This window comes from Lyngbya sp. CCY1209 (assembly GCF_055795065.1).
Genome location: NZ_JAYFER010000639.1, coordinates 1 through 25,671 on the forward strand (window position 1 = coordinate 1; position 25,671 = coordinate 25,671).

Sequence of the window (25,671 nt, forward strand, 5' to 3'; positions counted from 1 at the left end):
AAATTCCCTCGACATCAGGGTTTAAAGGTTTGTCCCTCTGAGGAAACTGTAAACAGACGAGCGCGCACTGCTATAACCCAGAATTTTCGGGGGGGGGGATTGACAAATCCTCCCAAATCTGCATCCCCCCCAATTCCCCATCTGCGAAAATCTGCGAAATCTGTGGATTGTGTAAGTATTCAAACGGACTTAATATCAGTCAGAGAAGCTGTGATTCGCTATCGCACTGAGGGGGAACAAATCTAAAAATCCCTAAAACTGATACACCGTCCCCACACTTTCCAATCCAATATCGGTATCCGGCGAACCGACGATCGCCCCCGTCCCGAAACCCGCCACGGCGGCGCCGAAACCCAAAACCCCGTCACCCGGACTCGGATTCGGGTGCAGGTAGGTGTCCAAAAATTGTCCCGTCCGCAGTTGAAATTGGAACGCCGCGCCGTAATCAAAGGGGCCGAAACCGGGTGCCCCGACGAGGACGCGGCTATTTCCCGTCATATCCAAAGACGTCCCGAAGCGATCGCCAGACCGCAATTTCGGCGGCGAATAATCCTCGAAAATCGTCCCGGTGATGCCGTCAAGCAGAAAAGCCGCCCCCGCATCCACTCCCCGCCGGTCGTCCCCCGGGGCACCGATGAGGATGTCCCGTCCGATCCCCGTCCCGGCGACAGCGTGGCCGAAACGGTCCGATCCGGGGTTGGGGTTGCGGAAGCTTTGGATCAACTCCCCCGTGGCACCGTTAAACATATAAGCCTCACCCGGACGGTTAGAACCCCCAGCACTCAGGCTTCCCGGGGCGCCGACGAGCACCCAGTCCCCCACCGCCGCGATCGCCGCCCCGAAATAGTCGTCCGGTTGGGGGTCGGGGTTGTTGAAGGTTTGCAATAATTCCCCCGTGGCGACATCAAATAAATAGGCAGTCCCCGATCGCACCCCGGAAGTGCCATCCGTCGGGGCTCCGATCGCCACCGTATTGCCGAAAGCCGCCACGCTGTAGCCGAAATTGTCAAAAGGATCGGGGGTGGGGTTGAGAAATTGCGCGATCGCCCCACCCGTAACCGGATTGTACAGATAAGCCGCACCCGTGGCGGGGGCGAGACTGCTATCCGCCGGCGCCCCGACGATCGGATTTCCCCCCCAAGTGGCAATAGACATCCCAAATTGAGAATTTCCGGCCAAGGACGAGGGATTGTTGAACGTTTGCAATAATTGTCCGCTAGGCACGTCAAACAGGTAAACGAGTCCCTGAGAACCGTTCCATCCCGGCGTTCCGACATAAACCTGGGTGCCCCCCGTTTCCACCGCCGCCCCAAAGCGGGAAAAGGCTTCCGCTGCGGGATTATCAAACGTTTGCACCGGATCGCGGGGCTCTTCGTCCGGGACAATTTCCAAAATGGCGGCGGCGGGTTCGACCAAAACGGCGGTTCCGGTGGGATCTTCCAGGGACAGTTGCAGGGTTTCGGGGTACTCCACCACGCTGTCATCCGCGATCCGGATTGGGACGGGTTTGGGGCCGAGTTCGCCGTTCTCGAAATTGACGATAATCGGGCCGAGATCCACGCCGTCGGGGGGGAGGGGTGTTGTGGGGGTGGGAACTACCGTGACGCCGACGGCGCCATCTTCGCCGCCGGAACGGACGACGGTGACGGGTTCACCGCTGCCGTTTTCCTGAATTTCAAATCGGGGGGACTCGAAGGCGAGGACACCGGGGACGAACAGATCCGATCGCGCAATATTATCTGGACGGACGCCCCGAACCACCGCGAGAATTTCCCCGCTTTCGGCTTCGAGGATCGTATTATTGGCGTTATCGGGTTCTTCGACAATATTTAACCCGTCGATGGGGGTGTCGCCGAGGAGGAAAATGGTATCTTCGCCGGGGGTAAAATCGAAGATCTGGTCCGCTTGGGCGATGGTGGTGACACCCAATCCGGCTTGGATAAAAAACGTGTCGTTGCCGACACCTCCGGCCAGGGTATCGCTGCCCAAATTGCCGAAGAGGCGATCGTTTCCGGCTTCTCCCAGGATGCGATCGTTCCCCCGTCCGCCGAATATTTCATCATCGCCGTCCCCACCCGTGAGGAAGTCGTCCCCCGCTTCGCCATAAATCAGGTCGTTTCCCTCGTCTCCGCGAATTGGGTCGCCCTCGGTTCCCCCGAATAGGGTGTCGTCCCCTTCCCCGCCGATCAGGTCATCTTCGCCGGCATCGCCGCTGATGCGATCGTTTCCTTCCCCCCCCGTCAAACTGTCCCCGTCCTGACCCCCGAAGATCACATCATTTCCGGTTTCCCCGTCTATTAAATCGAAACCCGTCCCCCCCGAGAGGGTATCGGCGCCGGGTCCCCCAAACAGCGTATCCGGGTCGAGTTCCCCCAATAGCTCATCACTGCCCTCATTGCCTTCTAAATAATCGCTTCCGAGTCCCCCGGAGAGAAAATCGTTGCCGCCATTTCCGAATAATTGGTCATCGCCCCCATTTCCCCGGATGGGTTCGGAATCTTGCGACCCCCGCACCGTGTCATTTCCCCCCCGCATGAAGACTCCGAGGGGGAACACTGCCAACTCGTTCTCAAAAAACGTCACATCTTCGGGGATGTCTTCCCCCACCAGGCGAAGTCGTCCGGTAATCGGGTCGGTTTCGGGTCTTAATACCATGTTAAAAGGGCGATCGCGGCTCATTAATCCACAGCAACCAACACGGTATCATCTTTGGGTGCCAATTGTCCGATCGCCCCCCCATCGCCCCGACTATTGCCTATTGCCTTTTGACTTTTACCTGTTTCCAAAACTCGTCAATACTGACAAAATTATACCCCCGCCGCAACAATTCTGGAACGATTTTATCGACCGAGGCGGCGACATCGCACCCGCCAAAGTAGCCGTCGTGGAGGACGACGATCGCGCCGTTTTTCGTCTGCCGCAACACCCGGGAAACCACCGCATCGACGCCCGGTTCCACCCAGTCTTCCGGCACCACCGACCACATCACCGTCCGGTAGCCCCATTCGGCGAGAAGTCCCAAGGTTTTCCAGGTGAAAAAGCCGTTGGGTGGGCGGACATATTGAAGCGTTTTTTGGTCGATGCCACAAGTTTTATGGATGGTTTCTTTTGTCCTTTCCAAAGTTTGTTTTAATTCCTCTTTTCTCAAACGGGTAAATGAGAGATGCTGGTAGCCGTGAATTCCGATAAAATGCCCCCGGCGATACACTTCTCGGGCGACTTCCGGATGGCGATCGACCGACACTCCCAGCCAGAAAAAGCTGGCTTTGATGCCGTATTTATCCAACACATCTAGTAGTTCGAGCGTGTACCGGGGATGGGGGCCGTCGTCAATGGTCAGGGCGATTTCTTTTCGCGATCGATTGCCCGTCCAGAGGCTGTTCGGAGAGATGAGTCTCAACAGGGGATAAAGGAGAGGATAGAAAAAGGCGAATTGGAGTTTGATTCTGGGTTTTAGCATTTTCGATGTTTCTCCAAATAGCCCTCGGGTCGATCGCCACAAATATTGGATTTGAAGATTTTCGCATTTAAAAAGTTAACAAAATGACCGATATTGTCAGCCGTATCGTTTTTGGGAGAGGCGCGAGTCGAGGGAAATGAGAGTGTGTCGTTTCATCCAGGCGCGGGAAAATTGGACCACATAGTTTTCCTGTTCGCGGGTTTCCACGGTATACTGGCGGACGCGGCGAACTTGGGCGATCGCATCTTCGGGGTCGCAGCCCAGGGCGACCAGACAGCAGGACGCCACCACCCCCGTCCGGCCCAGACCCCCCATGCAGTGGATGACCACCGTTTCACCGTCGCGCACGGCGCCGAGAATCTTCTCGACCAGATCCAGCAGGCCCTCCATCGAGGTGGGGACTTTCAGATCCGGGATCGGAAACCACCAACTTTCTATACCCCGGGCCCGCACTTCCGGCATCAAATCGGGGATGTGAACCCGTTCGAGTTCCGGCGCCTCGATCAGAGAAATTAAGATATCCGTTCGATACGCTTCTCCCAGGCGATCCAAATCTTTTTGCAAATTTCGTCGCCAGCAAAAGTGCATTCCCTGGTGTTGCTTTCCGGGGGCGAAGGTCATGCCAATTTTTCCCGGCAGTTCCACCCATTCGGAGGGCAAAAAATCGACGGCGATCGGGTCGTTTTCGGAGGTTCTGATACGGTTCATCGGCGGTTCGGGGGTGGATGTGAAACTTCCCCTCAAATTGTAATGATTTTCGTCAATTTGTCCACCTCCGTGGGGCGGTACTGTCGGGGGGACGTCGGCACCCCGGCGATCGCGTGGCGTCTAGGCCGGAATCGCCGTTACAATCCGCAGGCTTCGACCCGGGAGTAAAATAGGTGGCGAGCTTGAATTTCTTGGGTCGTGAGGGGGAGGGAATTAGGGGAATTTAACTGGAAGCCCGATTCCTCAATTTTTAAGCCCCGGTCTAGGTCATTTAAGCGGGGCAAGTGACCTTCCGGCGCCTCCAGAGAAAAGGTGAGTTTATCGTTGGGTCGCCAGCTTTCTTTTCCGTCCTCGCTGCCGGTTTCGATCCAGCGAATTAGGTCGATAAAATGAATGTACGAATCTAGATCGTATTTGCGGAGATTTTCCGGATTCAATTCGTTGCCAGTTTCCGTATATATTTCCTTCTGAACTTGGAAACCGAAGCGATCGCCAGAGGCCTCCCGCCACAGCATATCAATGACCTTGAGCTCCGGACAGGGAAAATTTCGGAGACTCTCGACATCCAGATAACCTTTCCGACCTTTGTCGCCAAATTCGAGCAGGATTTGATAGGTTTTTCTGTCGGCTTCTTTCCATTTTTTATTCCCCAGCATTTGTTCCAGAGATTGCAGCGATTCTGGCTGGCGATAACAGATTTTTTCGGGGCGCAGTAAATTGATTTCGACCCGGGCTACCTGGCCACCGACATCGACCAATTCCAGGGTTCCAAAGCCCTCGTTTAGCAGGGTATTAATTTGATTTTTAAAGGTCGTAAACTGGGCATCTTTTCTGATGCGATCGTCCTCGATTTCTTGATTCAGAGCGTCGATCTTCAAGCGATCGCCATCCTTGATGGCATCGCCGCAGGGGGAATTCGGCCACGTGTAAATCTCCAAGTTGTCCGGATTGACGGTAATTTCAATATCCTTGATATAGCCCCTGTACAGCTTTTGCCCTTCAAAATATTCCGGCGCAATTCCCAGCAACTCGCCGTAAAAATCGACCACATCTTCCGGGGAGTTGTCGCCCACATATCGATTCAAATTTACGTTTCTTAGCGTTCCATATACGGTGATCACAGATCCGAAAAATAGCCCCGCTATAAAAATCGGTAATGGGCTGAAAATTTGGTTGAAAAATGTTTCATTTTTTGTCGTTAATGACCGATATTTTTTCATGGGATATTGGGGTAGATGCAAACATCGCAGAATCGGGAATTTACTTGACATCAGTCCAATGAAAGCCAACCCCAATGCAGTCCGGTAAAACTCATTTTTTTAGGTGCTCCCCCCGGTCTTATCCCCACTCTCAAGGTCGAGTGATATGGGTCGCGGTGAGCTGGATTGAGATGAAGCATATTTCCAACCTCACGTTGAAAGGGAATTCACAAATTCGAGTTCCAGAAATCTTAGATTTGGATTGAGTCCCTGGGAATTAGACTGAATTGTAAACGCACCCTTCTCTGGCAAAATCTCAGATGACATCGCCCGTATTATACATATAACTCTAACATTTTGGAGATTTTTGTCTTCTACCTAAGAGTCGATTGTGGGGCGATCGCCACCCCCGGGGTCGATGCCGGGGGATTGTGGATTCGATCCATTTCCGTCACCTCATGAAAGATGCGATCGCCGTCCATGGGAGCGAGTACAATTGAAATGCCACCGCGTCCCCCGGACCCGCCAGTGTCGTGGCGGAAAATCACCCTTTAAAGGCGACGACCGACGATAATGAATTACCAGGGAAGTATCTCGCCGTTGGCGTGCCAAAACGTGCCACTATTCTCCAAATTGAGTTGCTCAATTCTCGCCAGCAATCCGTTGACGGACGCGGACGGGGTGATGCCGGTAAAATTGGTCATCCGCGTCTTCACCAACCCCGGGTGCAAAATGGCGACGGCAATTCCCCGGGGCTTCAAATCGTGGCAGAGGGACTTTCCCGCCATACTCACCGCCACCTTCGACATCCGGTAGCCGTAGGAACTGCCGGAGGTGTTGTCGTCAATGGAGCCCATGCGGCTGGTGATGATGGCGATTTTCGAGCCGGCGTGGAGGTTGGGGAGTAAGGCGTGGGTCACCCGCAGCGTCCCCAGGGCGTTGACTTCAAACTGGCGCCGAATACTTTCAAAATCGAGATTTTCCAGGGTGTTTCGCTTCAAAATGCCGGCATTGTTGATCAAAACATCGATCGCGGTGTCTTTCAACTGGCCGGCTAACTCGGCCACCGCCTCATCGGAGGTGATGTCGCACCCGGACTCAACCCGCACCCCCAGGCTTTCGAGTTCGGGGGTGGCTTGGCGGCAGACCGCGATCGCCGTGTCCCCCCGGTCCCGCAACTGCCGACAAAATTCCAACCCGATGCCGCCCGTGGCGCCCGTGACTACATAAGTTGCCATTGTGATCGATTTTTTTTTAACTCTCCTCTCCTGTTGTACCGGGTTTCGGCTGGTTGCGATCGCGCGATCGAGACAATTTGGCAAAGTGGCGACTTCGATGGGACGGCGGCGGACGGGCGCGACGGGGCTTTATGTTATTATGAATTCATTCTAGAATCCTACTGTTATCTCAACTCGGTTTCCACCTGGGCAACCATTCTCGCGCCACCGAGAGAGCGTCCGTAAATTTGCGATCGCTGAAAATCTCACCTTTTTCACAATTCTTTGTTACCCTAAAAATCGAAACCATTCCATCGCAGGTCCGACCGAACATGATCGAAACCGCAACATTCGGCGCCGGTTGCTTTTGGGGAGTCGAAACCGCATTCAAACAGGTCGATGGCGTCACCGAGACGGCCACCGGATACATGGGGGGACACTTCCCCAACCCGTCCTATTTGGATGTCGCCGCCCGGATCACGGGCCACGCGGAAGTTGTGCAATTGCAATACAACCCCGATCGCATTTCCTACGAACAATTATTGGAGATATTCTGGAAAATCCACGACCCCACCTCCCTCAACCGCCAGGGCCCCGATCGCGGCGAACAGTACCGCTCGGTGATTTTTTACCACACCCCGGAACAAGAACGGATCGCCCGACATTCCAAACACCGACTGCAACTCTCGGGCACCTACGATCGCGCGATCGTCACCGAAATTAAACCCGCGTCGGAATTCTACCCCGGCAAGGGGGGACCGTAGGGGGGCGGGGAAGGCGGAAGCAATTGATAATTATCAATTATCAATTATCAATTATCAATTGTCAGATTCGCGATCGCTGATCCGAATCACATAAGGATGATAGGTGTTGGGCTCGTAGGAACCGACCCAAATCTCATATTTCCCCGAAAGCCACTGGCCGGCAATGCCGGGGTTCATGTCCACGAAATCATCGTTACACCAACTGCCCCCCGGCCCCCGAATCACGATCACCGTGTCCTCGCTACTCTGAACCTGCAAACTCAGATAGCTAAAAAACTCGGTCAAAAATAGCGTGTGGTCCGGCTGCTCGTCCACGTAACCGATGCAGGGGCCCGTCGGCGTCTCCTCCCGGCCCGTGGTTTCTTGGGCGGATACCGGGCCGCCGCTGAGTCCCCGGATGGTCAGCGGGTCGGGGCTGAAATCGGGCGATAATGTCAGATTTTCAAACATCGGCGTCGCACTCGGCTGCTGCAATTGAGCCGCTCCGGGAGCGGCGATCGCCAACCCGAGGGTAACAATCATTGAGCCGAAGATGATCTTTTGCGTCTTCCCAACCTTCATTTTTTTGTATGTATTTACTGTAATGACCCAAAAATCGAGTCGAAAGCCTCCCCTTTTTAGGAGTGAGCAATGAGGAGTGAGAAAAAAGTTTCTCTATTCTCTTTTCTCAGGGGTAATACTTTTGACTTTTTCCTTTTTCCTTTTTCCTTTTTCCTTTTTCCTTTTTCCTTTTGCCTTTTGCCTTTTTAAAAGAATCCCCCATCTAGATTCAAGATAGGGGAATTCAATCCGGTGAAGTCCCGGGACTTTCACTTACGTTAAACAGAATTTAATGGAAGTGTAATGATTTAAGTGATACTCACTTCCACTCCATTTGAGAATTGGAAATGTGCGGGTGAGCCTCAAAGCCGAACGATTTCCATTTAGGATTCTTCCCCCAACACTTCCGCTTTTAAAGCGTTGAACTGGGTCACGAGTTCCTGGCGGGTTTCGCTGCGGAGCAAATAGCGGTAGACGAACCAGGCAGAAAATCCAATTCCCACTAATTCCAAGGTCGGTTGAACGAAAGGAATTGTGTTGATGATATCGATGACTCCCACCAAAACCCGCAGTGTCACCAACAACACCACGATCAGAATGACGGTGGTGAGGGGGCGAGAATATTCCCCGAAAAACTGGCCGAAAATTTGCGGTAAATTGGCGATAAATGCCATCACCCGATCCGTGATGGCGGCGACATCTGTGGCTGCCGTTTCCGGGGTTCCGGTCGTCGTTTCGGCGATCGCGGCTTTGGGTTCGGTGGCCGGTTCCAATGGGGGTTCGGGCGGTTTTGCCGCCGCTACGGGTTCGGGTTTGGGTTCGGGCGGTTTTGCCGCCGCTACGGGTTCGGGTTTGGGTTCGGCCGGTTTTGCCGCTACGGGTTCGGGTTGGGGTTCGGGCTTGGCTGGGGGCTCCATTTTGTTGGCAGTTCCCGATGTCGTCGGTTTTGCGGGGGTGGGTTCTGGATTTGAAGCGGGTTTTTGAGCCGCGGGGGAATTGGTTGTGGGCGTTGTTTTATCGTTTTCTGGTTTGGATTTAGAATCCGCCATAACATTCAGCCTCAATAAATTAACGGTCTAATATCTGTTGCAAGCGGGTCAGATCGACGCCGCGTTGGTGGAGGAGAACCCAAGATTCAACCAAATCCGGGCCGTGAACGGCCCCCGTGAGGGCGGCTCTGAGCGATCGCATGATCAGGCCCTTTTTCAGTTTCGTCTCTTTGGTCACGGTTTTGACGATCGCTTTCACCCCGTCGGTGTCGAGCGGCTCGTCGGGCTCCAGTTGGTCCCGGACGGCCTCCAGAACCGCGATCGCCCCCTCCTGTTCCAACTGCCGTTCGGCCTCTTCGTCGGGCGTCACCGTCGGGGCAAAGAACCCGGAAGCCATGTCCACCGCATCTTTGAGGCGGGTCAGACTCGGGCCGATCAGGGCGGTGAGCTGTTCCAGCCAGGGGCGTTCGCCTTCCGGATCGAACTCGTAGCCCGCCTCCTGCCAGTAGGGAATCAAGCGATCGGTCAACTCCGCAACGGGCAGATTGTGGATATACTGACTATTCAACCAATCCAGTTTATCCCAGTCAAATTTTGCCCCGGCTTTGTTGACGCGATCGAAACTAAACTGTTTTGCGGCCTCCTCCAGGGTAAAAATTTCCTGGGTGGAATCCGGCGGCGTCCACCCCAGCAGGGTCATGTAATTCGCCAACGCCTCGGCCGTATATCCCAGCTTTTGGAACTCGGAAATCGATGTCACCCCGTCCCGCTTGGACAATTTCCGCCCGTCCGGATTCAAAATTAACGGCGTGTGGGCGAACTCCGGAACCGTCCCCCCCAAAGCTTCGTAGAGTAGTATCTGTTTGGCGGTATTGGCGATGTGGTCTTCGCCCCGGATGACGTGGGTGATGTTCATGTCGATGTCGTCCACCACCACGGCCAAGTTGTAGAGGGGTTGGCCGACTTCCGTCCCCGTGGCGGCTCGGGCGATCACCATATCCCCGCCGAGGTCGCTGCCCTTCCAGACCACCGAATCCCGAACCCGGTCTTTCCATCGGATCTCGCGATCGTCGTCTATTTTAAAGCGGATCACCGGCTGACGCCCCTGGGCCTCGAACGCGGCCCGTTGGTCCGCCGTCAGGTGGCGGTGGCGGTTGTCGTAGCGGGGCGCCTGATTTTTCGCCTTCTGGGCCGATCGCATCTCGTCGAGTTCTTCCGGGGTACAATAGCAGCGGTAAGCGAGTCCCGCGTCCAACAATTTCTGGATCGCGTCCCGGTAGAGGTCGATCCGCTTGGACTGAAAGAACGGCCCCTCGTCCCAATTCAAGCCCAGCCACTTCAATCCATCTAAAATATTTTGGGTGAATTCGGGCCGCGATCGCTCCAAGTCGGTATCTTCGATCCGCAAAATGAACTGTCCCCCCCGATTTCGGGCGAACAACCAGTTGAACACGGCCGTTCGGGCCGTACCGATGTGTAAGTTACCTGTGGGACTCGGAGCCAGACGAACTCGGACACTCATATCGCAATTGTCTTTGAGTTGTGCTAAATATTTTATCGCAAAAGGTGGTAAGCCTAATTTATCGCCACCAAACTCAATTGACTAATTTGTTAGTCTATCGCATTCGGGGAGTTAAAGGAACCGGGAGTAGGGAATAGGTAATAGGGAATAGATAATGGGGAATCCCTGCCATCCGTGACGCGATTGGCAATAGGGAATTGCAGTCGGCAACCGGGGACGGTTGCCCCCACAGATCTGAGATCTGATCTCCTATTTCTTGGCCCCCAGGCGTAATAGGGAATTGCAGTCATAGGGAATTGCCGTCGGCAACCGGGGACGGTTGCCCCCACAGATCTGGGATCTGATCTCCTATTTCTTGGCTTCCGGGCGTAATAGGGAATTGCAGTCGGCAACCGGGGACGGTTGCCCCCACAGAAAGGTTTATTGACCCATGCTAGACAGGGATTATGAGTAACAAATGGGTAACGGTAGAGGACTGTGGCTCCTTCATGTGCGGGCTAAAGCCCCGGTATAAGGGGAATACTTTTGAACGGGACTGACGGGGCTCGAACCCGCAACTTCCGCCGTGACAGGGCGGTGCTCTGACCAATTGAACTACAGTCCCTTGCAGTTCGCTTTGCTTTTTCGCGCAGATTCTATTATTAACTCATTTTCCGGGATTGTCAACCCCCCCGGACAATATTTTTTGGATAAAGCTTGAAACCCTTTGAGAGAAAGCGTTTGGGCGACTGGAAAGGGGCCTGGCGATCGCGAAGGCGATGACCTGGGTTTGCTGGAGGGGGTTGAAATTGTTGTCGGCGACGAAAATGAGCGATCGCCGTCCGTCGGGTAAAATTGGCCCGAAGGTCAACCCCTCCACGTTGTCCACCGCCAGTCCCAAGGTATTGAAACTCAGCAGCAGGGTTTTGGATGCCGGGGAGACATCGCCGATGTGATTTTTCAGGCTATCGACAGATGCGATATCCGTCGCCGCCGCCAGGGACACCTCGAACAGGCGGATCGTGTTCCCCGTCCCCAATGCGAACGATCGCTCCAACGCCAGCAACCGGGTGTCACTCAACGCCAGCAAGTCCACCAACCCGTTAATTCGGAACCCGCCGGAAATGATCGAACTGGCGACAACCGATTCCGTCTCATAGAGAAATTCGCCCTCGGGCTCGGCTGCCGCCAAATTGTAGCGGAGGATGCGGCTGGGACTGCCCCGGTTTTCGTCGGCTTCCGGACCGTCCTGAATCAAGGCGTTTTCGGTGGCGGTGAACAGGGTATTTCCATCGGGGGTGAGGGTGAGACTTTCCAAAGCGAGGTTATTGCGAATTCCGATATTGCGATCGCCCGAAAAAAATTTGTCGGGAATCGGCAATTCCGCCACTTCTCGCCCTTGCAAAGAGAATTGTTTAACGAAGGGGGGATGCGATCGCTCCACGTTGCCCTCGGAAGAAATCCAAAGATGATTTCCATCGAATGCAATCCCCTCCGGATCGATGCTTCCGACGGGGAAAGATTGCCCCTCGGCATCCACTAAAAACGTCACCCCCACCACTTCGATGCTATCCAATTTTAGCGGCTCGGAATTCCAATTCAATTTGAGCGTATAAAATCGGGGGGGTCCGTTGTCGCCGCGGGAGTCGGAAACCGCATAAAACAGATCTCGCCCCGCGTCGTAGGTGATGCCCGAAAGTCCCCCCACCTCCGTCTGGGCAAATGTGAACCCCGTGGGAAGCGTCGCCGTTCCCAAAACCGTCAATTCCCCGATGCGATCGGGCGCCGGGGGTGTGATTGCGGGGGATTGCGTCAGTCCCAGAATTAGGGTGAGGGTGAGAATTGTGGCGATCGGAAATTTCAGGACAAACATGGGTGGGGATGGGAGTTTATTTTATTGTAAGGGGTGAAGTGCGATCGGCTTATCCGTCAATCAATCCGGCTCTGTCCAGGGTATATTTAAACGTCTGAAGTCTCTATCAAAAGAGGCGATAGATTCATTGGATTGGCGGGCAGTTTCGGCAAGATAAGCATCGACAAAATCAACATTTTTAGTCGCCATACTGTCGAGGGCAGCTATCACCCGTTCGGCAGATTCAAGGACAATCCCTTCCGACGTTAATAAAGAAATCAAAACATCCGCAACTTCCGTTTTAGAATAACCGTAAAAAGAGACGAGTACCCAAACCACTTCAGCCACCACCAGAGAAGAGACTTTGAGAAGCAATTCGCCCCGTTCGGCTTTCTCAATGAATTGGGTAGCTCGTTCGGCTAAATGGCTCGGATCGTTGGTGATAAACCTCAGTAAAACATTGGCATCCACCCAATAGCTATTCATCCTTCCGACTTTAAATTGTTAATGCCCAAAGATTCGGCGACAGTTTGTCGAATTTCCGCCTTTCCAGGATGGGGTCGGGTCGCCGGCAAAACTCCCCGAAATTCGCTCAGACGTTTTCTTTCAATTGGACGCAAATGGATTTCATTGCCGACAACAATAAAAAGTAACTCATCCCCCTCTTTGAGTCTCAAATGCTGGCAAATTTCGGGCGGTATTTTGATTTGCCCGTCGGATTCAATCTGTGTCTTCATAATTCGGCGATCGCTATCAATTACCCGAGGCTATTTTATCATATTTTTGCTAGTTCAGCAATTTTCCCGATTCCTTCAGTTTTGAGAAACCGGGTTTCTATGAATATTTTACATGGGAACTAGAGATCCTTCTAGAAACCCGGTTTCTTCCTCCCCATCGATAACTCTAGAAACCGGGTTTCTATGAATATTTTACATGGGAACCAGAGATCCTTCTAGAAACCCGGTTTCTTCCTCCCCATCGATAACTCTAAAAACCCGGTTTCTTCCCCCCATCTTTCGAGTCAACTCTGCACAAAATCCGCCAGCCACCGCTTCACATGATACGTCGCCCGACAATCATCTTCATTGTAGCGGACGATCGCATCCAATAAAGTGCGATCGCCCGTTTTCAACCATTGTTCGTACCAGCAGACGCACTGGGCGCCGTTCGCCTTCCCATCCCGCCATTCAAAACCGATCCAGCGGGCGATCGATTTGAGGGCGTAACTTTCCACCGGCAGCGTCACCGTCTGCACGACTTGATGATGAACGTCCACCAACCGTTTCATTAGCGGACGCCACAAATAGGATGGAGTCTTGTAGAGTTTAGCGAGGCGGGCGATGGTTTTGGCTTCATAGTCGCAAAAGTGAAAAATGGGGGCGATGGGATACCGCCAAACCAGCGTCAAAAATTGCTCCCAAATCGCCTCTTCGTCCGCCATCGTTTCCGCCAGCAGCGGATAAAATGTTTCGGTGTGCGATCGCCTGTCCACCACCAAAACGCCGTGCAGGTAATCCAAATTCAGATCCGGCTGGGCTTCGATATCGAAGTATAATTCCACCGGGGCTTGCAACCAAAATGGATCGGGTTCCGAACCGTTTCTGCTATTATTTTGATCGGGAATCGTTCCGTTTCCGTCGCCCTCCGATTCGCTCCGCAAAATTGCCCGATTTTGCCATACCGCCTCGGCTTGGCGGATGACTTGCTGGGCGATGCCGTTCTCGAATTCCGGATAGAGGTTCAAATCCTCCGGCGAGGTGCGGGCGAGGGATTCGACGGTGGTGAGATTCAATGTCTCAAGTCGGGTTTGGCGATTGGGGGTAATTCCGGGTAACAAACAGAGGTGATTTTGAGATTTTGCGATCGCGTGACAGTCGGCGTGCCACTGGCAGAGGCTGCACTTTTGGCGGCTGATAAAAATCTCCGGTTCCTGCCGCTCCTGCAGCATGGTAATATAGTCTAAAATCATGTCGTGAAGTTGGGGAAGTCGTTGTCCCAAATTCATCGAATAGGGTCTGCGATCGCGCAACAGTAAAACCGAGCGATCGGGCATCGTTCCTTGAACCCATGCCAAAATTTGGGCGTGCAGGGCGGCGACGAGTTGATAGTCCAATTTGGGGCGCTTTCCGAGGCGGATATCTTGGGGAATGTAAGTCCAATCTCCAAAGACGGAAACGCCGGGTATTTTTACCAACAAATCCGGGTGGCTGAGGAGGGTGATGCCGTCGGGGAGTCGGGATAAAAATTCGCGATCGCTATCTAATATTAGATCCGATTTGTGAGTCGAAAGATCCCCCCCCGCCCCCCCTTGAGAAGGGGGGGAGTAGAGATCCCCCGCCCCCCCTTGAGAAGGGGGGGAGTAGAGATCCCCCGTCCCCCCTTGAGAAGGGGGGGAGTAGAGATCCCCCGTCCCCCCTTGAGAAGGGGGGGAGTCGATCGCCCCCGCCCCCCCTTGAGAGGGGGCTTCTTCTGGGAGTTGGGCGGGGGGTCGGTTGGTGTGAAATAATAAGACGCCGCGATAGATGCGATCGGCGCCTTGTTTCATCAATTCCAGGGTGGCTTGAAATCCGGCTTCCCAGTCTTTGTAGGGGTATTCCGGCTGGGAATAGGTGCGATCGCCGAGAACGGTTTTTCGATAGGCGCCGCTATCGGCGATCAATTTCAGCAAAAAATCGCTGGGCGGTTCTTTCTGGGTGCGATCGCCGTACACATCCAAAAAAGCCCGTCGGTGGCAGCGTTGATAAAACAGAAGCTGTTGATCTTCGATGAGCATCAATACCCGTAGAGGATTCGGAGTCGAGGTTATCCGTTATAGTAGCACCAATCCCCGGAAAGGTGGGAAGTCGGGGATCGAGTCGGACCGTTGCCTATTGCCTTTTGCCTCTTCCCTGCTATACAAGTGGATTTGGCTGCAACCTCAAGAAGATGATGAACAATTTGCCACTCGAAACCCACCGACGAAAGTTCCCCGCCTTGGAAAATAAGGCCTATTTCAATTATGGCGGACAGGGACCGCTGCCGGGTCCCGCGATGGAGGCGATCGCCCGATCCTACGAATTCGTGCAGGTTGGCGGCCCTTTTTCCCAGAAAATCAACGGCTGGGTTCAGGAGGAAATCGCCCTGACGCGGGAGGCGATCGCGGCGGAATTGGGGGTAGAATCGGGAACCGTCACCCTCACCGAAGATGTCACCGTCGGCTGTAATATCGCGTTGTGGGGCATCGATTGGCAAAACGGCGATCATTTGTTAATCTCGGATTGCGAACATCCCGGGGTGGTGGCGACGGTGCGGGAAATTCGGCGCCGCTTCAATGTCGAAATATCCGTTTGTCCGCTGTTGGAGACGCTTAATGAAGGGAACCCCGTCGAAGCGATCGCGGCCCACTTGCAGGCGAATACCCGTTTATTCGTTTTCAGTCACATCCTCTGGAATACCGGCCAGGTGTTGCCCCTGAAAGAAATCGTCGAAACCTGCCACGCGAGAGGGGTGCGGGTGTTGGCGGACGCGGCCCAATCCGTGGGGGTGCTGCCGCTGAATTTGGCGGAATCCGGGGTGGATTTTTATGGGTTCACGGGTCACAAATGGCTGTGCGGCCCGGAGGGGTTGGGGGGATTGTACGTCAGTCCCGAGGGGCGATCGCATCTGAGTCCCACCTTTATCGGCTGGCGTGGCGTGGAGGTGGATGCCAAGGGGACGCCGTTGGACTGGCAACCGGACGGACGGCGGTACGAAATCGCGACATCCGCCTATCCGCTGTTGGGGGGGTTGCGGGAAGCGATCGCCCTCCACAACAACTGGGGGACGGCGGCGCAACGGTACGGGCAAATTTGCGACCTCAGCCGCTACCTTTGGGAACGATTGTCGGAACTTCCCCGGGTGGAGTGCCTGCGGACCGCACCGCCGGAAGCCGGGTTGGTGTCGTTCAAACTCACCGACGGCACCCCGCACAAACAGGCGGTGACGGCGTTGGAGGGGGAACAGATCATGGTGCGGACGATCCTCGATCCCGACTGCATCCGGGCTTGCGTGCACTATTTTACCGAAAAGTCGGAAATTGACCAATTAATTGCCCGGTTGAAATAGCAGCCAAATCGCAAATTTTCGTTACGAAATGGGGGCGAGTGGGCGATCGATTTGCCACAATAGAGGCGTCCGAGGCAGTTCGACCATCCCAAACTGGGGGAACATCATGACGACGCTATACATCATCTGCCTGACGGTCGGCGGCGTATTCGTGGCCCTGGCCGCTTTCGCGGGACTCGACGGCGCGGATTTTGAGTTGGAATTCGATCCGGATGTGGAACTGGCCGATCGCCGAAATCCGACCGAATCCGGCGGAGTCTTGCAACCCAAACGCCGGTCGCCGCGCCTGACGATCCCCTTTTTGAGCCTGCGCTTCTGGACGTTTGGGGTCTGTTTCTTCGGGCTGACGGGGACGATCCTCTCCTTTCTCAGTCCGAGTTTAACTCCGACGGCGATCGCGGCGATTTCCCTTGCCGTCGGGGTGTTTTGCGGGGCGGCGGTCGTGTGGATTTTCGATGTCCTGCGATCGCAGCAGGCCAACAGCATGATGCAATCCAACGACCTGATCGGCCTGGGGGGGACGGTGGAACTTCCCTTCGACCGCGACAGCCGGGGCAAAGTGCGGCTGTCCGTCAAGGGTTGCACCTTCGACATGGGCGCGATGACCGAGGAAAGCCGGGAATTCTCTCCGGGCGATCGCGTGCTGGTGGTCGGAATGGAAAAAAACCGGGTCTGGGTCGTCTCGGAAGATGCCCTGAAACAGTCCCCATCTTAACGGGCCCGCCACCGTCAAGGCGTCTGCTCACTCTTTCTGGAAACCGCCATGAACCAACAATTTGTCGCATCTTTCAACCGGGAAAACGAGGTCGTCGTCGCGGAAGTGGTGCAGGCTCAAGCCCCCTTTCCGGCGACCCGCAGAAATGACATCAGCGATCAGATCGTCACCGGCTTGCCCATCGCCCTCGGCATTTTCGGGGCCTTGCTGCTGCTGTGGTTCCTTAACACCTTCATGCAGATCTGCAAGCCCAACGAGATCCTGATCCTTTCGGGCCGCAAGCACCGCAGCAAAGACGGGCGGGAAGTCGGCTACCGGGTGATTTTCGGTGGTCGGGCGATCTGCTGGCCGATCCTGGAAACCGTCAAAACGATGGATCTGCGGACCATGCCCGTCCCTGTGGAGGTCAAAAACGCCTATTCCAAAGGGGGGACGCCGTTAAATATCCAGGCGATCGCCAACGTGAAAATTTCCAACGATCTGGAAGTGGTGGGAAATGCGATCGAACGGTTTCTCGATCGCGATCGCTCCGAAATCTCCCGGGTGGCGCGGGAAACCCTGGAGGGCAACCTGCGCGGCGTCGTCAGCACCCTCACCCCCGAACAACTCAACGAAGACCGCCTCCGCTTCGCCGAACGCATTGCCGAGGATGTCTCCCGGGATCTGGTGAAATTGGGCCTGCAGTTGGATACCCTCAAAATCCAGAGCGTCTCCGATGACGTAGATTACCTCAACTCCATCGGCCGGCGTCAGATCGCCCTGATCGCCCGGGATGCGGAAATCGCCGAGTCCAACGCCGTCGCCGAAGCCGAACAGGTGGAGGCCGACTGCCGCCGCCAGGCCGAAGTCGCCCAAACCCAGGCCCGCACCTTCATCCAGGAAAAGGAAAACGAACTGCGGAAAATTCGCGCCGAACTTGAACAGCAGGCGCGATCGGAGGAAGAACGCACCACCGCTGCTGGAAAAGAAGCCCGCGCCCGGGCCGAACAGGTACTGCAGACCGTGCGGGCGGAGTTGGAACGGCTGCGCCTGGAAGTGGACGAAGTGCTCCCGGCGGAGGCCGACCGCCAAGCCCGGGAACTGCGGGCTCGGGGCGAGGCGGCGGCCCTGGCCGAAGATGCCCGCGCCTCGGCTGAAGTCAACGACCTGATCAACGCCGTCTGGCAGGAAATGGGGGCGGATGCTTCGGAACTGTTCTACTTGCAGCAGATCGAGATGGTGCTGCGGGAAGCGGCCCAGATTCCCCGCCGGGTGGACTTGCAGAATGTCAACATCATCGACAACGGGGACGGGAAAGCGATCGCCGGGTTGGTGCAGGCCTACCCCGAAATCTTCCGCCAATTCCTCGAAAGCGTCGATCGCACCCTCGGCATCAACGTCTCCCGCACCCTCGGCGACCACCGCAACGGCAACTCCTCGCCCGTTGTCGAAACGCAAAAGTAAAACCTCCTGGAGAGTCGATTATGGGAATTGTCATCGCCATACTGGCTGCATTGGGTCTAGGTACGGGGGCGACGGTGTTTATCATCCGCAACCTCCTGTACATCTGTCAGCCCAGCGAAGTGCTGATTTTCGCGGGCGGACGCCGCCCCACCGAAGGCGGGCGGGATGTGGGCTACCGTCTGGTCAAGGGGGGTCGCAGCATCCGCAAACCCCTCCTCGAACGCGCTTTTCAGATGGATCTGACCAACATGATCATCGAGTTGAAGGTGTCCAACGCCTACTCGAAGGGCGGCATCCCCCTGCGGGTGGACGGGGTGGCGAACATCAAAATTGCCGGGGAAGAACCCACCATCCACAACGCGATCGAGCGCCTGCTGGGCAAGAGTCGCAACGAAATCGAGCAGATCGCCAAAGAAACCCTGGAGGGGAATTTGCGGGGCGTGTTGGCGAGTTTGACACCGGAACAGGTGAACGGCGACAAGTTGGCCTTCGCGAAAAGTTTGCTGGAGGAGGCCGAAGACGACCTGGAACAACTGGGGCTGATTTTGGATACCCTGCAAATTCAGAATATTTCCGACGACGTGGGATATCTCGACTCCATCGGACGCCAGCAGCGGGCGGAACTGCTGCGGGATGCCCGCACCGCCGAAGCCCAGGCGAAGGCGGACGCGGCGATCCGCACGGCGGAAAATCGCAAGATGACGGAGTTGAAGAAGCTGGAAACTGAAGTCGAGGTGTCCAGGGCCGAGGCCGATCGCCGGGTCAAGGATGCTATGACGAAACGGGGGGCGGTGGTGGCCGAGTCCGAGTCGGAAATCGCCTCGGAGGTGGCGAGGACTCAGGCGGAGGTGGCGGTCCAGAAGGAACGTATCAAACAGGTGGAACAGAAGTTGCAGGCGGATGTGGTGGCCCCGGCGGAGGCGGAATGCAAGCGTGCGATCGCCCGGGCGCGGGGGGATGCGTCTCAGATCGTGGAGGAGGGGAAAGCCCAGGCCGAGGGGATTCGACGGCTGGCTGAATCCTGGAAAGCGGCCGGCCCCAACGCCCGGGAAATTTTCTTGTATCAAAAATTGGAGGTGCTGTTGAAGACGATGGCTTCCACCATCCCCGAGGTGTCCGTGGATAACGTCACCATCGTCGATGCCAGCCAGGGCAATACCGCCACCAAAATGGCCGCATTTTTTGAAGAGTTGCGCCAAACTACCGGCATCGACGTGGCCGGTGCCGTGCAGAATTTTGGCGGTCGCGCCCCCGAACCTCCCGTTCCCCCGGCGACTCCCCCGAAATCCATCAAATCTTCCCGCACCAACGGCCAAGCCGTCCGCCACACCCCGGCCTCCCCCCCTCCCAAACCGGAGGAGGCGATCGGATCGCTGCAATTGGAAGTCAAACAACTGCTCGATCGCGTGGCACAAAATACGAAGAATAACGCCGAGGCGGAGCAAGCCGTCGAACGGGCACTCCAACAGTATCCCAATTTCAAACGCCGCCTGCAAACTGTCCTGAAAACTCACGGTTCCCAGGCGGTGCGGACGCTGTTCAACCACCCCACGGTTTACATCCCCACGGCGATGTTGGAAATGTGGCTGGAACAGGATTAGCGATGGCGTTTTGAGACACTGGGTTTTGACGAGAATTGTCGGGGGCGATCGCATTTTGAGAAACCGGGTTTTTATAACCCTTGTCGGGGGTTATCAAAAACTATCATAAAAACCCGGTTTCTTCCCCCGGGCGATCGCGTTTTAGTTCGAGTCAACAATGGAAAGTTCCGAGGAGTGCCGGCAGCGATTATATGTTACACTCGTCGAGTCTCGGCGCGATCGCCACCTTTCCCCCACCCTCACAACCCGACGACGGAGCCGACAATTTCCATGTATCTTCCCCCAGAGTATTTAGAAAAATACGATATCGACATCGACCGGGAAGCCATTCTCCGAAAGCGAAAAGCCTTTCATCCCCGCCTCTTCGATCGCAAACTGCAACCCTACCGAGAAGCGGTTGAAGCCGTCGCAGACCTGGGAAGCGATGAGTTTGACGCGGCCGGTTCCGTGGTGAAAGTCGGCCGCGCGGGGGAACTCTCCGCCGCGGATCGACAACGATTTGAAGCCGCCCTGAAAACCTTCTGTCCCTGGAAAAAGGGGCCGTTTGAATTGTTCGGAACGTTCATCGATGCGGAGTGGCGATCGGACTGGAAGTGGGAACGAATCCTGCCCCACATCAGTTCCCTAAAAGGACGAAAAGTTGCCGACATCGGCTGTCACAACGGCTATTTCATGTTCCGGATGGCGCACGAAAAACCGGAGTGCGTCGTCGGTTTTGAACCCTACGCCAAACAGTTTTGGAACTTTCAACTGATTCAAAATATCGCCCGACAGGATACCCTCCACTTTGAACTGTTGGGGGTGGAAGATATCGACGACTATGCCAATTTTTTCGATACGATTTTTTGTCTGGGCATCCTCTACCACCACACCGATCCGATCAGGTTGCTGCGGAAAATGCGGCGAGCCCTCGCCCCCAAGGGAGAAATTGTCATCGACTGCCAGGGAATCCCCGGAGAAGATGCGATCGCCCTCACCCCCCGCAAACGCTATGCCAACGCCCGGGGAATCTGGTTCCTCCCCACCCAATCTGGCTTGGAAACCTGGATGATTCGGGCTGGTTTTGCTAATATCCGCGCCATTTTCAGTGCCCCCCTCTCCCCGGAGGAACAGCGACGGACGCCCTGGGCGGATATCGACAGCCTGGGGGAATTTCTCGATCCCGGCGATCGCACCCGCACCGTCGAGGGCTATCCGGCCCCGTGGCGATATTATCTCATCGCCCGACGGGGGTGAGGGGGGCGATGGTGGGGGGCGTTCGCGGGGACGGCGGCGGCTGAATTTTAAAAGTTTTGTAAAAAATGTGGATCGATCTGAAAAATTACTGATGAATCGTGTATAAATTGTAGATATTAGTTCGCGAAAATTCTCCGTCGTGATGCGGAGAGCTGTCTTCTCGGGAAAGACAATGGAATCACCGATCGAGCGGTTTCGTTTGTCCGAAGCCGCCAAAGAACAACTGATTCGACTCAAGCGCAGTACGAAAATCGAACAGTGGAACATCTTGTGTCGCTGGGCATTTTGCCGGTCTTTGGCCGAGCCGAGTCTTCCTTCTCCCGTCTCCGACTCGACAAAGGGCGGTATCGAACTGACGTGGCGAGTATTTGGCGGAGAACTGTCCGACGTCTTGCTGATAGCGCTCAAGCAGCGCTGTCACGAGGACGGTTTGGCGACCGATCGCCCAACCCTGGTGGAGCAATTTCGTCTGCACGTCCACCGGGGAATCGGCTACTTGGTTGGGGATGCCGAATCGCAGACCATTGACACTTTAACTCATTTGCTGCCGCCACCAAATCCGTAACTCCAATTACCCGAACGACTCGGTTGCTGTTGTTGCCGGAAAAGATCGCCTTCTTGGCCTCAGATGTAGCACCAGACTCATGTCCTTTTGAATTCTAAAATAATCGGCATGGCACCATCTAAATCCAGAAAATATCATAACATTATGGAAGATCTGGTCGCCGAAGAAGTGCGGCGCCAGTTGGCATTGCTGTCTCCGCGGCTGACCCAGTACATCAAACGGGTGGAGGTGGAAACCTACGCCCTGAACCGTTTGCCCCCCCTCTACGCTTCCAGCAAAGAAGGGTGGCTGCACCAAAAGCGCAAGGCGGGGAACGAATTGCCAGATCAAATTAAACAGTCCGTGCGCCAGGCGATCGCGGCTGTGCAGCGGGATCTGTTGAGAAACTCCACGCCCCTGGTGCCAGAAGAGAATGATGCGTCGTCCCCTGCCACCGCCGCCAAGACGGCCGAAAGCCGGTCGAGATCGGGTTTCAAGTCCGCCAGCGACGAATACCTGTACTGGCGCCGCGCCCGACCTTCCCACTCGGGTTAATCGGGTGAATTAGGGAACCGCCCCCGCAACAGGGGGAAAAAATGTCCGACCGGCCCCTGGCCGCGGCCGATGTGGAGGGAAAAGGCGAGGGCTTCGGTGACGTACTCTTTCCCCCGTCGTGCGGCGATCGCGGGGGGACGGCCGAGGGCGAGGTGGGCGGCGATCGAGGCCGAGAGGGTGCACCCCGTGCCGTGGGTGTGGGGGGTGTCCACCATCGCGGTTTTCAGGGTTTGAAACTGTTCTCCGTCGAACCACAGATCCACCCCCCGCAGTTCGCCTTCCATCCCCCCGCCTTTGACCAAAACCGCCCGCGGCCCGAGGGCGTGAATTCGCGCCGCCGCCTCCCGCATCTGTTCCATCGACTCCACCGCCATCCCCGCCAAGATCTGCGCCTCGTAGCGGTTGGGGGTGGCGATCGTCGCCTGGGGGAGCAACTCGTGCTTGAGGATGGAGATGGCGCGATCGTCGATCAACTGCGCCCCCGTCCGGGACACCATCACCGGATCGACAACCAGCCCCGACACCGGCAGATCCCGCAACCGGCGGGCCACCGCTTCGATAATGCCCGCATCCAACAGCATCCCCGTCTTGACCGCCCCCACCCCGATATCGGCCGCCACCGCGTCAATTTGAGCCGTCACAGCCTCCGGGGGGAGCGCATCGACCCGCATCACCCCCGAGGTATTCTGAGCCGTCACGCAGGTGAGAGCGCAGGTTCCGTGGACGCAGTGAAAGGCGAAGGTCCGCAAGTCGGCCTGAATCCCCGCGCCCCCGCCACTGTCCGAGCCGGCGATCGTCATCGCCACCGGAACCCCGGACAATCCATTTTCGACCCTTTCCATCGCCACTTGATATCAAATCCCGACAATCGACCCCAAAACACCTGCGGGCAAGGATGCCCGGGAAAATGGAGCAATTTTGTTCCGCACCCCTCCCGAATACCGACTTCCGAGTCCCGATCTCGGGTCAGCCTGCGTACCCAATAACCGGATCTGATGATTACCGGGTCGGACGGCGGCGGCGCAGGAAATCGGGGATGTCGAGGTCCGGCTGCTTGGGTTGCTGCGGCTCGGGTTGCGGTGTCGGTGTCGTTTGGGGACGCTGGAACAGCGGGTTCGTCGGTTTGGGAACCGGCGCTTCCCGTCCCGGAGGCGGCATCGTCCCCTTGTTCTCGCCGCTGAATCCGGTGGCGATCACCGTGATCTTCACTTCCCCCTGCATCCGCTCGTCGATCACCGCCCCGAAGATAATATTGGCGTTGGGATCGACCACCTCGTAAATCGTCTCCGCCGCCGCGTTCACCTCGTGCAGGGTCAGGTCGGTGCCGCCGGTGATGTTGAACACCACCCCCTTGGCGCCCTCGATGGAGGACTCCAGCAGGGGCGAAGAAATCGCCGTCAGGGCTGCTTCCCGGGCGCGGGACTTGCCCGATCCGAGCCCGATCCCGAGCAGGGCCGAACCCGCGTCGGCCATCACGGCCCGCACGTCCGCGAAGTCCACGTTCACCAGTCCGGGGATGGTGATGATGTCCGAGATCCCCTGCACCCCCTGGCGGAGTACGTCGTCGGCGTAGCGGAACGCATCCTGCACGGGGGTTTGCTCGTTGATCACCGAGAGCAACTTGTTGTTGGGGATCACGATCAGGGTATCCACCCGGGTCTGGAGGGCCGCAATCCCCTCGTCCGCCTGGGAAATGCGCCGCCGGCCCTCGAAGGTGAACGGCCGCGTCACCACCCCGATGGTCAGCGCCCCGATTTCCTTGGCCACCTCGGCCACGATCGGGGCGCCGCCGGTTCCCGTGCCGCCGCCCAAACCGGCGGTGATGAAGACCAAATCGGAGCCTTCCAAAGCCTGGGCGATCTCGTCCCGGGATTCTTCCGCCGCCTTCTGGCCGATCGCCGGATTGCCCCCCGCACCCAAACCCCGCGTCAATTTCTGACCCACCTGCAACCGTTTGGAAGCCCGGGACTGGGTCAGGGCCTGGGCGTCGGTGTTGACGGCCCAAAATTCCACCCCCGAAACCTCGCTCTCAATCATGCGGTTGACCGCGTTGCCCCCACTTCCCCCAACGCCAATCACCTTGATCTTGGCCGCGTTACTGGGAACAATATCACTACTCCAGGACTCTTCGTGAGACATGGCGTTACCATCACTATTTAAGTTTCCTAATCCTTCGTTTTTGCGAAACGGATTGGCCGATTCTGCTGCCGTCCACAAGTTGGCTTTTCCTTCTGATTGTCGTTCGCTTGGGGTGGAACCCAGATTGCTCTTATGAAGCATGATTTGATTAAGCGGTTGGGGTAGATGAATCAGTTTCAATATTGAGGCAACTCAAATTTAACTATAGGGTAAGTCGGACGAGAAACCAAGACCGAAGGTCGGGCGAAAGGGGGATTCAATCCGAGGTTGACTCGGGGGTAGAGGTGAGGGATTCCGACTGACTATCCGAAACCATCAAAACCAGGGGAGAGCCGGGATTTTTTAAGTCAATGTAGTCGATTTGACTGACATCGAGTTGTTCCGGCAATTTTCTCATCCGATCGAGAACCTGTAATTGTTCCGAAAAGCGACTTCCGTAGGACCCCAAGTGGACTGCCCCGATCTCAGTCATCAAAATAATATTAGCCGGATCTTGCCAATCAATTTCATAAACGTCAACCGGGGAGCGGCTCAGGGTCTCGTACAGTTGTTTCCAGTGCGGGCGGTACTGTTCGACCGGGCCGACGACCTTTAAATCGGGCAGTTGGTCCGTTTGTTTTAGCTCAGTATAGCTCGAGAAGGGCATCCAATTCCCCTCGGCGTCGAGCCATCCCAGGTCGGCGTCGCCCCCCCTGCGGTTCGTGGCGATCGCCGAGGAGGCGATCGCCACGGGACGCCGTTCCGTCACTTCGACGGTCAGGCGGGGGGGGAACACCTGGCGGCTGACGATCGCCTCCTCGATGGGCTGTTCCCGCAACAGGGCCTTTTCCATCGCCCGGGGTTGGATCTGCCAGATGGACTGGGGGTAGGACAGGGGCAGGCTGGAGCGGATCATCCGGTCGGAGAGCAAATAGTTCCCCTCCACGTCCACCTGTTCGGGTTGTCGGATCTGCCAGATGGGTTGGCCGATCGCCCACACCACCCCCCCCGCCAAACTGCCGACGGCCAAAGTTTGCCAGAGGACCTGAACCAATTTCAAACGGCGCTGACGGCGCAGTTGCCGGCGGCGATTCCCCAATTCAGTTGTCGAAACGGATACGATATTGGTCATTGATCCACCGAATG

General features: G+C 56.2%; 24 protein-coding genes and 1 tRNA gene. 9 read left to right on the forward strand and 16 right to left on the reverse strand.

What is annotated here, in order from left to right; translation table 11 throughout:
* Nucleotides 1-252: 252 nt before the first annotated feature.
* The 5 genes from AC0QHF_RS24840 to AC0QHF_RS24860 all read right to left on the reverse strand — a co-directional run bounded on the left by AC0QHF_RS24840 (nucleotide 253) and on the right by AC0QHF_RS24860 (nucleotide 6,605).
* Complete coding sequence (locus tag AC0QHF_RS24840; protein WP_324706954.1) at nucleotides 253-2,655, reverse strand: hypothetical protein; 2,403 nt, start codon at nucleotides 2,653-2,655, stop codon at nucleotides 253-255.
* A 100-nt stretch (nucleotides 2,656-2,755) separates the two neighbouring features.
* Nucleotides 2,756-3,460 carry a polysaccharide deacetylase family protein gene (locus tag AC0QHF_RS24845; RefSeq protein WP_324706955.1) on the reverse strand — a complete coding sequence of 235 codons (705 nt, stop codon included), beginning with the start codon at nucleotides 3,458-3,460 and terminating at the stop codon, nucleotides 2,756-2,758.
* Between the two features lie 96 nt (nucleotides 3,461-3,556).
* Nucleotides 3,557-4,204 (reverse strand): cyclin-dependent kinase inhibitor 3 family protein, encoded by a 648-nt coding sequence (locus tag AC0QHF_RS24850; RefSeq protein WP_324706956.1) that lies wholly within the window; start codon nucleotides 4,202-4,204, stop codon nucleotides 3,557-3,559.
* 101 nt (nucleotides 4,205-4,305) lie between these two features.
* A complete protein-coding gene (locus AC0QHF_RS24855) occupies nucleotides 4,306-5,253 on the reverse strand; it encodes a GUN4 domain-containing protein (protein ID WP_324706957.1) in 948 nt (315 codons plus the stop codon).
* Between the two features lie 692 nt (nucleotides 5,254-5,945).
* Nucleotides 5,946-6,605, reverse strand: coding sequence for an SDR family oxidoreductase (locus AC0QHF_RS24860; RefSeq protein WP_324706958.1), 660 nt, complete (start codon nucleotides 6,603-6,605; stop codon nucleotides 5,946-5,948).
* A gap of 33 nt (nucleotides 6,606-6,638) precedes the next feature.
* Between AC0QHF_RS24860 and AC0QHF_RS24865 the strand changes: the two genes are divergently transcribed.
* Nucleotides 6,639-6,830, forward strand: coding sequence for a hypothetical protein (locus AC0QHF_RS24865; RefSeq protein WP_324706959.1), 192 nt, complete (start codon nucleotides 6,639-6,641; stop codon nucleotides 6,828-6,830).
* An 86-nt stretch (nucleotides 6,831-6,916) separates the two neighbouring features.
* A complete protein-coding gene (gene msrA, locus AC0QHF_RS24870; RefSeq protein WP_473113743.1) occupies nucleotides 6,917-7,348 on the forward strand; it encodes a peptide-methionine (S)-S-oxide reductase MsrA in 432 nt (143 codons plus the stop codon).
* Nucleotides 7,349-7,402: 54 nt separating this feature from the next.
* Here the strand turns inward: msrA and AC0QHF_RS24875 are convergent, their stop codons facing one another.
* The 8 genes from AC0QHF_RS24875 to AC0QHF_RS24910 form a co-directional block, all read right to left on the reverse strand.
* Nucleotides 7,403-7,870 (reverse strand): hypothetical protein, encoded by a 468-nt coding sequence (locus tag AC0QHF_RS24875; RefSeq protein WP_324706960.1) that lies wholly within the window; start codon nucleotides 7,868-7,870, stop codon nucleotides 7,403-7,405.
* Nucleotides 7,871-8,271: 401 nt separating this feature from the next.
* Nucleotides 8,272-8,937, reverse strand: a complete 666-nt coding sequence (locus AC0QHF_RS24880; RefSeq protein ID WP_324706961.1) for a CAAD domain-containing protein — start codon at nucleotides 8,935-8,937, stop codon at nucleotides 8,272-8,274.
* A gap of 19 nt (nucleotides 8,938-8,956) precedes the next feature.
* Nucleotides 8,957-10,399 (reverse strand): glutamate--tRNA ligase, encoded by a 1,443-nt coding sequence (gene gltX, locus AC0QHF_RS24885; protein ID WP_324706962.1) that lies wholly within the window; start codon nucleotides 10,397-10,399, stop codon nucleotides 8,957-8,959.
* Nucleotides 10,400-10,929: 530 nt separating this feature from the next.
* Nucleotides 10,930-11,003, reverse strand: a tRNA-Asp gene (locus AC0QHF_RS24890).
* 42 nt (nucleotides 11,004-11,045) lie between these two features.
* Nucleotides 11,046-12,251, reverse strand: a complete 1,206-nt coding sequence (locus tag AC0QHF_RS24895) for an esterase-like activity of phytase family protein (RefSeq protein ID WP_324706963.1) — start codon at nucleotides 12,249-12,251, stop codon at nucleotides 11,046-11,048.
* A gap of 60 nt (nucleotides 12,252-12,311) precedes the next feature.
* Nucleotides 12,312-12,716 carry a PIN domain-containing protein gene (locus AC0QHF_RS24900; RefSeq protein ID WP_324706964.1) on the reverse strand — a complete coding sequence of 135 codons (405 nt, stop codon included), beginning with the start codon at nucleotides 12,714-12,716 and terminating at the stop codon, nucleotides 12,312-12,314.
* Complete coding sequence (locus AC0QHF_RS24905) at nucleotides 12,713-12,967, reverse strand: AbrB/MazE/SpoVT family DNA-binding domain-containing protein (RefSeq protein WP_375341465.1); 255 nt, start codon at nucleotides 12,965-12,967, stop codon at nucleotides 12,713-12,715. The genes AC0QHF_RS24900 and AC0QHF_RS24905 overlap by 4 nt, the downstream gene beginning before the upstream one ends.
* Nucleotides 12,968-13,251: 284 nt before the next feature.
* The gene (locus tag AC0QHF_RS24910) at nucleotides 13,252-15,003 is read right to left on the reverse strand and encodes a TM0106 family RecB-like putative nuclease (protein WP_324706965.1); all 1,752 of its coding nucleotides are present in this window, start codon (nucleotides 15,001-15,003) and stop codon (nucleotides 13,252-13,254) included.
* 155 nt (nucleotides 15,004-15,158) lie between these two features.
* Here AC0QHF_RS24910 and AC0QHF_RS24915 point away from each other — a divergent pair, with 155 nt between their 5' ends.
* The 7 genes from AC0QHF_RS24915 (at nucleotide 15,159) to AC0QHF_RS24945 (ending at nucleotide 22,407) form a co-directional block, all read left to right on the forward strand.
* A complete protein-coding gene (locus tag AC0QHF_RS24915) occupies nucleotides 15,159-16,313 on the forward strand; it encodes an aminotransferase class V-fold PLP-dependent enzyme (protein WP_324707089.1) in 1,155 nt (384 codons plus the stop codon).
* A 106-nt stretch (nucleotides 16,314-16,419) separates the two neighbouring features.
* Nucleotides 16,420-17,028: an NfeD-like protein gene (locus AC0QHF_RS24920; RefSeq protein ID WP_324706966.1), complete on the forward strand. Its 609-nt coding sequence runs from the start codon at nucleotides 16,420-16,422 to the stop codon at nucleotides 17,026-17,028.
* Nucleotides 17,029-17,076: 48 nt separating this feature from the next.
* A complete protein-coding gene (locus AC0QHF_RS24925; protein ID WP_324706967.1) occupies nucleotides 17,077-18,471 on the forward strand; it encodes a flotillin family protein in 1,395 nt (464 codons plus the stop codon).
* 20 nt (nucleotides 18,472-18,491) lie between these two features.
* Complete coding sequence (locus tag AC0QHF_RS24930; RefSeq protein ID WP_324706968.1) at nucleotides 18,492-20,072, forward strand: flotillin family protein; 1,581 nt, start codon at nucleotides 18,492-18,494, stop codon at nucleotides 20,070-20,072.
* A 174-nt stretch (nucleotides 20,073-20,246) separates the two neighbouring features.
* On the forward strand, nucleotides 20,247-21,308 hold the full coding sequence (gene cmoB / locus AC0QHF_RS24935; protein ID WP_324706969.1) for a tRNA 5-methoxyuridine(34)/uridine 5-oxyacetic acid(34) synthase CmoB: 1,062 nt from the start codon (nucleotides 20,247-20,249) through the stop codon (nucleotides 21,306-21,308).
* 172 nt (nucleotides 21,309-21,480) lie between these two features.
* Nucleotides 21,481-21,873, forward strand: a complete 393-nt coding sequence (gene dndE / locus AC0QHF_RS24940) for a DNA sulfur modification protein DndE (RefSeq protein ID WP_324706970.1) — start codon at nucleotides 21,481-21,483, stop codon at nucleotides 21,871-21,873.
* Between the two features lie 144 nt (nucleotides 21,874-22,017).
* Nucleotides 22,018-22,407: a late competence development ComFB family protein gene (locus AC0QHF_RS24945; RefSeq protein WP_324706971.1), complete on the forward strand. Its 390-nt coding sequence runs from the start codon at nucleotides 22,018-22,020 to the stop codon at nucleotides 22,405-22,407.
* Here the strand turns inward: AC0QHF_RS24945 and thiD are convergent.
* The 3 genes from thiD to AC0QHF_RS24960 form a co-directional block, all read right to left on the reverse strand.
* Nucleotides 22,404-23,249: a bifunctional hydroxymethylpyrimidine kinase/phosphomethylpyrimidine kinase gene (thiD, locus tag AC0QHF_RS24950; protein ID WP_324706972.1), complete on the reverse strand. Its 846-nt coding sequence runs from the start codon at nucleotides 23,247-23,249 to the stop codon at nucleotides 22,404-22,406. The two genes, AC0QHF_RS24945 and thiD, sit on opposite strands and share 4 nt — an antisense overlap.
* 157 nt (nucleotides 23,250-23,406) lie before the next feature.
* A complete protein-coding gene (gene ftsZ, locus AC0QHF_RS24955) occupies nucleotides 23,407-24,687 on the reverse strand; it encodes a cell division protein FtsZ (RefSeq protein WP_324706973.1) in 1,281 nt (426 codons plus the stop codon).
* Nucleotides 24,688-24,802: 115 nt separating this feature from the next.
* Entirely contained in the window at nucleotides 24,803-25,657 is an 855-nt protein-coding gene (locus AC0QHF_RS24960) for a cell division protein FtsQ/DivIB (RefSeq protein WP_324706974.1), read from the reverse strand.
* Nucleotides 25,658-25,671: the final 14 nt, after the last annotated feature.

Coding starts and splice junctions, on each gene's coding strand:
- AC0QHF_RS24840 (WP_324706954.1), bottom strand. CDS start 2,655: ATGGTATTAAGACCCGAAACCGACCCGATTACCGGACGACTTCGCCTG.
- AC0QHF_RS24845 (WP_324706955.1), bottom strand. CDS start 3,460: ATGCTAAAACCCAGAATCAAACTCCAATTCGCCTTTTTCTATCCTCTC.
- AC0QHF_RS24860 (WP_324706958.1), bottom strand. CDS start 6,605: ATGGCAACTTATGTAGTCACGGGCGCCACGGGCGGCATCGGGTTGGAA.
- msrA (WP_473113743.1), top strand. CDS start 6,917: ATGATCGAAACCGCAACATTCGGCGCCGGTTGCTTTTGGGGAGTCGAA.
- AC0QHF_RS24875 (WP_324706960.1), bottom strand. CDS start 7,870: ATGATTGTTACCCTCGGGTTGGCGATCGCCGCTCCCGGAGCGGCTCAA.
- AC0QHF_RS24880 (WP_324706961.1), bottom strand. CDS start 8,937: ATGGCGGATTCTAAATCCAAACCAGAAAACGATAAAACAACGCCCACA.
- gltX (WP_324706962.1), bottom strand. CDS start 10,399: ATGAGTGTCCGAGTTCGTCTGGCTCCGAGTCCCACAGGTAACTTACAC.
- AC0QHF_RS24895 (WP_324706963.1), bottom strand. CDS start 12,251: ATGTTTGTCCTGAAATTTCCGATCGCCACAATTCTCACCCTCACCCTA.
- AC0QHF_RS24900 (WP_324706964.1), bottom strand. CDS start 12,716: ATGAATAGCTATTGGGTGGATGCCAATGTTTTACTGAGGTTTATCACC.
- AC0QHF_RS24905 (WP_375341465.1), bottom strand. CDS start 12,967: ATGAAGACACAGATTGAATCCGACGGGCAAATCAAAATACCGCCCGAA.
- AC0QHF_RS24910 (WP_324706965.1), bottom strand. CDS start 15,003: ATGCTCATCGAAGATCAACAGCTTCTGTTTTATCAACGCTGCCACCGA.
- AC0QHF_RS24915 (WP_324707089.1), top strand. CDS start 15,159: ATGAACAATTTGCCACTCGAAACCCACCGACGAAAGTTCCCCGCCTTG.
- AC0QHF_RS24920 (WP_324706966.1), top strand. CDS start 16,420: ATGACGACGCTATACATCATCTGCCTGACGGTCGGCGGCGTATTCGTG.
- AC0QHF_RS24925 (WP_324706967.1), top strand. CDS start 17,077: ATGAACCAACAATTTGTCGCATCTTTCAACCGGGAAAACGAGGTCGTC.
- AC0QHF_RS24930 (WP_324706968.1), top strand. CDS start 18,492: ATGGGAATTGTCATCGCCATACTGGCTGCATTGGGTCTAGGTACGGGG.
- dndE (WP_324706970.1), top strand. CDS start 21,481: ATGGAATCACCGATCGAGCGGTTTCGTTTGTCCGAAGCCGCCAAAGAA.
- AC0QHF_RS24945 (WP_324706971.1), top strand. CDS start 22,018: ATGGAAGATCTGGTCGCCGAAGAAGTGCGGCGCCAGTTGGCATTGCTG.
- thiD (WP_324706972.1), bottom strand. CDS start 23,249: ATGGAAAGGGTCGAAAATGGATTGTCCGGGGTTCCGGTGGCGATGACG.
- ftsZ (WP_324706973.1), bottom strand. CDS start 24,687: ATGCTTCATAAGAGCAATCTGGGTTCCACCCCAAGCGAACGACAATCA.
- AC0QHF_RS24960 (WP_324706974.1), bottom strand. CDS start 25,657: ATGACCAATATCGTATCCGTTTCGACAACTGAATTGGGGAATCGCCGC.